At 27.4% G+C, this 5,753-nt stretch carries 5 protein-coding genes; 3 read left to right on the top strand and 2 right to left on the bottom strand.

What is annotated here, in order from left to right; all coding sequences use genetic code 11:
* On the top strand, positions 1-351 hold a 351-nt coding region (locus WC356_07220), incomplete at its 5' end, for a hypothetical protein (GenBank protein ID MFA5382934.1).
* 105 nt (positions 352-456) lie between these two features.
* Here the strand turns inward: WC356_07220 and WC356_07215 are convergent.
* Together WC356_07215 and WC356_07210 are read right to left on the bottom strand one after the other, a co-directional pair.
* Entirely contained in the window at positions 457-1,512 is a 1,056-nt protein-coding gene (locus WC356_07215; protein ID MFA5382933.1) for a M20/M25/M40 family metallo-hydrolase, read from the bottom strand.
* A gap of 66 nt (positions 1,513-1,578) precedes the next feature.
* Entirely contained in the window at positions 1,579-2,604 is a 1,026-nt protein-coding gene (locus WC356_07210; protein ID MFA5382932.1) for a tetratricopeptide repeat protein, read from the bottom strand.
* Positions 2,605-2,691: 87 nt separating this feature from the next.
* On the opposite strand from WC356_07210, the gene WC356_07205 reads away from it, so the two are divergent.
* A complete protein-coding gene (locus WC356_07205; protein MFA5382931.1) occupies positions 2,692-3,783 on the top strand; it encodes an AAA family ATPase in 1,092 nt (363 codons plus the stop codon).
* A gap of 73 nt (positions 3,784-3,856) precedes the next feature.
* On the top strand, positions 3,857-5,753 hold a 1,897-nt coding region (locus WC356_07200; GenBank protein MFA5382930.1), incomplete at its 3' end, for a CDC48 family AAA ATPase.

Raw genomic sequence — 5,753 nt, 5'->3', positions numbered from 1 at the left:
GATGAAGAAAGAATTGGGGCAGTTTGGTATATAATCACAAATTTAATTAGATACACCCCAGAAATAAAAGAAACTCCAAGACTACCTTTAGAAACATTATTAGGCGCAGGTGGAGACTGCAAAGACAGTTCAATTTTAATCGCGAGTATATTAAAATCAATGAATTCGGAATGGAATGTTTCTTTAGTATATATTGATACTAACAATTTAGAAGATCCAAAAGATTTGAATCACGTAATCGTTTATATAGATACTGGAAATTATTCTACTTATATTGAAACAACTTCAAATGAAATTATAAATCCATATTATGAAAAAGAGATAAATGGTTTTTATTTTGAAATAAAATGAATTATTTCAAAATATTTAAATTAAAAATTTAAATCGTTTTGAAATAAAATGACTTATTTCAAAATATTTAAATTAAAAATTTAAATCGTTTTGAAATTGAATAACTTATTTATTTTTTTCTTCTTGCGCTTTTACAAAAGCAGAAACTGCATCATAAACCTTATGAATACTTTTTATATCCACATATTCTCCATCTGAATGTGCATTTTCACCTTGCGCACCAAATTCTATTGCATTTTTGAAATATCTTGCATCTGTAAAACCAGAATCTTTTCTCAATTTTATATTTTTATTAATTGCTTTTTCTGCTGCTTTTTTAAATAATTGAAGATATTTATCATCTTGTTTTGTTTTAAGCGCAGGAAATATTTTTTTGTTTAAAACAGGGTATTTTTTACCATCAAAAACAAATTTCTCTTTTTTAAGTGCTTTTAAAATCGGCTCTGGAGAACCAACAAAACGAATATCTAATGAAAAAACAGCTTGATCAGGAATTTTATTATAAAATGTATTTCTAGTAGTTATTGCAGCTAAACTATAAGTTGGATTAAAACCAGATTTACTATTATATGCTTTAAACACTTTATTAATTTTTTTAATCCCTTCTTCAATTGCATTAACTCCTTTCCAAGGCTCACTTGAATCACAACTTTTGCCTTTATATTCAACATCAATCCATAATGCGCCTTTTGTTTCATAAACAATATCTAAGTCTGTTGGCTCCCCAACAATCACAAATTTACAAGGATAATCCTTTACTAATCTACCAGAACCCCATTTTCCACCGGTTTCTCCATCTGAGGTTATCATTAAACCAATGCTTGCAGTTGGATTATCTTTTATTACTTTCATAAATGCAGCAACTTGAGCTTTTGAATCATAAGCTCCTCTACCGTATAATTTCCCATTTTTGACTTTTGGGATAAACATTGAATCATCTGCACCAACAACATCTATATTAGAATTTAATATTATATTTGGTCTTACATAATTAGATATAATAACTGAAGGAAATCTATTGTATTGAAATCTTTTAACTTTAACAGTATCATGAAAATAATCAATAACAAAATCCATACATCTATTTAATCTTCTTATGTCTCCACAAGGAGTTTTCATTCCTACTAAGTTCTTTGTAAGTTCTAATAATTCATCTGCCATAGCTATATCAACGAAAAAAACATTTAAAAAGGTAAGTTAAGAAATTGCAAATTAAAAAATCAAAAATTAGTTAATAGCCAATTCAATATTCTTTTTATTAAGTTTAAATATTTCATTGCTAGGATCCAATTTTATTGCCATATTTATATCTTTTAATGCTTCTTTATACAATCCTAATGCATCTTTAGCAACACTTCTATTACTATAATAAAAAGCAATATTTTGATGTTTAGGAGCTAGCTCTATTGCTTTAGTATAACTTTCTACTGCCCCATGATACTTTCCTATTTTCATTTGTGTATTGGCTAATCCATTATAAAAATCAGGATCATTAGGGTTTAATTTGATTGCTTTTTCAAAATTAGCAATTGCTTCAGTATAATTTTCTAAGTTGTACTGGCTGTAACCAAGATTAAAATATGCATCTGAAAAATTAGGGACTAAGTCTACTGTTTTTTTACAAAATTCCACCGCCCCTTTATAATCTTCAAAATACTCTTTTCTTTTTGAAATTCCATTAAACGTAATTGCATTAATTTGATTATCATTTAATATAATGTGATAAGAATATAATTTATTTATTGCATCTAATTGATAATAAGCACCCCCTGTAGTTTCAAAATAAAAATTATCTGTTTTTATCAAAGCATGAGATGGTGCTAAAACTAAATTTACATTCATTCCTAATTCTTTTGCTATATCATATATTAAAATTGAGGATGTATCGCAATCAAAAATATAATTTTCCATACATTCATATAAAAAACCAGTTTCACTTTTCCCAAATGTTATTTTTGAATTAGACATTAATATTCCCCAAACCCCAGTTATAAATTCCTCTTCTTTTTTTCTTCCTGTTGCTCCTTCTAATTCTTTTTTTAGGATATCTGTAATATATTTTATATATATTGTATATTTTTTTGAATAAAATAAGGTTTTTTCTAATTCCTGCCCTTCTCTTTCAAATAAAATTCTTTTAACTCCTTCTAATTCAAAATTTATGTCCTTAGATTTTGATGGATAAATATTAGATAAATTAATTTTTGTTTCACTTAAAAACAATTCATCTTGAGTTTTAAATTTATTCTCCATATTACTATTTGTGTTATACTGCTTTAAATAATTTTCTATATTCAAAAAAACAGCAAAGAATTTAAACATAGTCAAAGATATTTAAGCATGAATCTTTTTGATAAAGTCTCTTCAAAAGAAAATATATTTAAACAAGAAGAAGCTCTTATGCCTGATTTTTTACCTATAGATATTTTACATAGGGAAAAAGAAATAAATGAGATAGTAATGACAATAAACGTTCTTATTAATGGCAGAAAAGGCGAAAATTTATTTTTAATCGGCCCCCCAGGAACAGGTAAAACCTGTTCCTGCAAATATATTTTAAATGAATTAGAAGAACACACTCAAAAAATTTTACCTATTTATATAAATTGCTGGGAGAATTCTTCAAGATTTGTGATATTAGGGATAATTGCAAAATATTTAGAAATGATGATCCCAAGGAGAGGGATATCTATTGATGAAGTAAATGAAAGAATTGAAGAAGGTTTTGAAAAAAGTAATTATAAAGGGATAGTAATAGTTCTTGATGAAATTGATAGATTATTTATCTCAAAAACAAATGATGATGAAGTTTTATATGATTTGAGCAGAGCAAAAGAGAATTTAGGAGTAAATATTTCTATAATAGCAATTTCAAATAATCAAGAAATTTTATTAAAATTAGATAATAGAATAAAAAGTTCATTAATGCCGAGAACTTTAGAATTTAAACCATATGATCCAATTGCTTTAAAAGATATTTTAAAACAAAGAGCAAAAATAGCATTTTTTCCAAATGTATTAGACGAAGAAGTTATCCCTTTATGTGCTGCTATTGGTTTAAATCATAATGGAGATGCTAGAATTTCAATAAATGCTTTATGGAAAGCAGCAAAAGATGCAGAAAAAAATAGACAACAAAAAGTATCAATTGAAAATATTCAAAATATAAAACTTTCATTAAAAACAGAAGAAGAATTAAAAAAAGAATTAGGAAAAAAAATTGATTATTCTATATTTAATAAACAAGAGATAAAAATTTTAAAAATATTAGAAAAAAATAGGGAAATAGAAACAAGTGTATTATACAAAAAATTAAAATTAAATGAAAATGAAAAGCGAAATATACGAAATATTTTAGATAAATTGGAAAAAATAAGTATTATTAAAATAGAAATAGAAAATAACAAAAGAAAAATATTACTTAAATTATAATAGACTTTAAAAAACCTTTTAAGAATAATTTATATTCATAAGTAAATAAATTATATTTAAATGGGGTAATTTTATGGCATCAAAAACAGATATCCAATTAAAAGTTGCTGAAGCACTACAATCTGACGTTGGGAGAAATATTATAAGAATAGATGCAAAAGCAAGAGAAGAATTAGAAGTTATAAGTGGAGATATACTAGAAATAAAAGGTAAAAAATCAACTGCAGCAGTAGTATGGCAAGCAAGACCTCAAGATGAAGGATTAGGAATAATAAGAATGGATGGATATATTAGGCAAAATACAGGAACAGGAATTGGAGATAAAGTAAAATTAAGAAAAACAGAGACAAAAGAAGCAAAAAAAGTTATTCTAGCTCCTTTACAGCCTATTAAATACTCACCTGGATTTCAAGAATATGTTAAAAAAAGATTAGTTGGAAGAGCAGTAACAAAAGATGATACTCTATTTATTGGTGTTTTTGGAACTTCATTCCCTTTAGTAGTTGCTACAACACAGCCTACTGGAATTGTGATTATAAACAATAATACAGAATTAACTTTAAAATCAGAACCAATTTCAGTTTCTGCTATCCCTCAAATTAGATACGAAGACATTGGTGGATTAAAAGATGAAGTTCAAAAAATAAGAGAAATGGTTGAATTACCATTAAGACATCCAGAATTATTCGAAAGATTAGGTATTGACCCTCCAAAAGGAGTTTTATTACATGGTGCACCAGGTACAGGTAAAACATTGCTAGCTAAAGCAGTAGCAAATGAAAGTGATGCTCATTTTATACCTATTGCAGGACCTGAATTAGTAAGTAAATTCGTTGGTGAATCAGAAGAAAAATTAAGACAAGTATTCAAAGAAGCAGAGGATAATGCACCTTCAATTATTTTTATGGATGAATTAGATTCATTAGCTCCAAAAAGAGAAGAAGTAACTGGAGAAGTTGAAAAACGAATGGTTTCTCAATTACTAGCTTTAATGGATGGATTAAAAGCAAGAGGAGAAATTATTGTAATAGGAGCAACAAATAGAATTAATTCAATTGACCCTGCATTAAGAAGACCTGGGAGATTTGATAGAGAATTAGAAATTGGTATTCCAGATATGTCAGATAGAAAAGAAGTTTTAATGATTCACACCAGAGGAATGCCATTAGAAGAAGATGTTGATTTAAGTGAATTAGCACAAATTACTCATGGATATACTGGTGCAGATATCTCTTCTTTAATAAAAGAAGCCGCTATGAAAGCATTAAGAAGAATTATACCACAAATAGATTTAGAAAGTGAAACAATTCCGCCAGAAATTATTGAAAATCTAAAAGTTAGAAGAACAGATTTTTTTGATGCAATAAAAGAAATTACTCCTTCTGCATTAAGAGAAGTTTTTGTTGAGAGACCAAATATAAAATGGGAAGATGTTGGTGGATTAGAAAGAGAAAAAACTGAATTAAAAGAAGCGGTAGAATTACCTTTAAAAAATCCAGAAGTATTTACAAAAATGGGAATAAGACCAATAAAAGGAATATTATTAGTTGGTTTGCCAGGTACAGGTAAAACTTTACTAGCTAAAGCAGTGGCACATGAAAGCGAATCAAATTTCATTTCAATTAAAGGCCCTGCAATATTATCAAAATGGGTTGGAGAATCAGAAAAAATAATGAGAGAAATATTCAGAAAAGCAAAATTAGCTTCTCCATGTATAATATTTATTGATGAAATAGATGCAATTGCTCCTAGAAGAGGAGGTATAAATGGAGATTCAGCAGTAACTGAAAGAATTGTAGATACGCTTTTAACAGAAATAGATGGAATGCAATCGATTAAAGATATTGTTATAATAGCGGCATCAAATAGACCAGATATTTTAGACCCCGCATTATTGCGCCCTGGAAGATTTGATAGAGTATTAGATATTCCTATGCCAGAAGAAAAAACTAGGTTGGAAATATTAAAAG

The organism is Candidatus Micrarchaeia archaeon (genome assembly GCA_041653315.1).
In the GTDB taxonomy this organism is placed as follows: Archaea; Micrarchaeota; Micrarchaeia; order Anstonellales; family JAHKLY01; genus JAHKLY01.
The sequence above is the reverse complement of the archived record's forward strand: the minus strand, read 5'-3'. Positions and strand labels throughout refer to the sequence as shown.

Excerpts from the sequence above, each read along its gene's own strand:
- WC356_07210 (MFA5382932.1), bottom strand. The coding sequence starts at position 2,604 with ATGGAGAATAAATTTAAAACTCAAGATGAATTGTTTTTAAGTGAAACA.
- WC356_07205 (MFA5382931.1), top strand. The coding sequence starts at position 2,692 with ATGAATCTTTTTGATAAAGTCTCTTCAAAAGAAAATATATTTAAACAA.
- WC356_07215 (MFA5382933.1), bottom strand. The coding sequence starts at position 1,512 with ATGGCAGATGAATTATTAGAACTTACAAAGAACTTAGTAGGAATGAAA.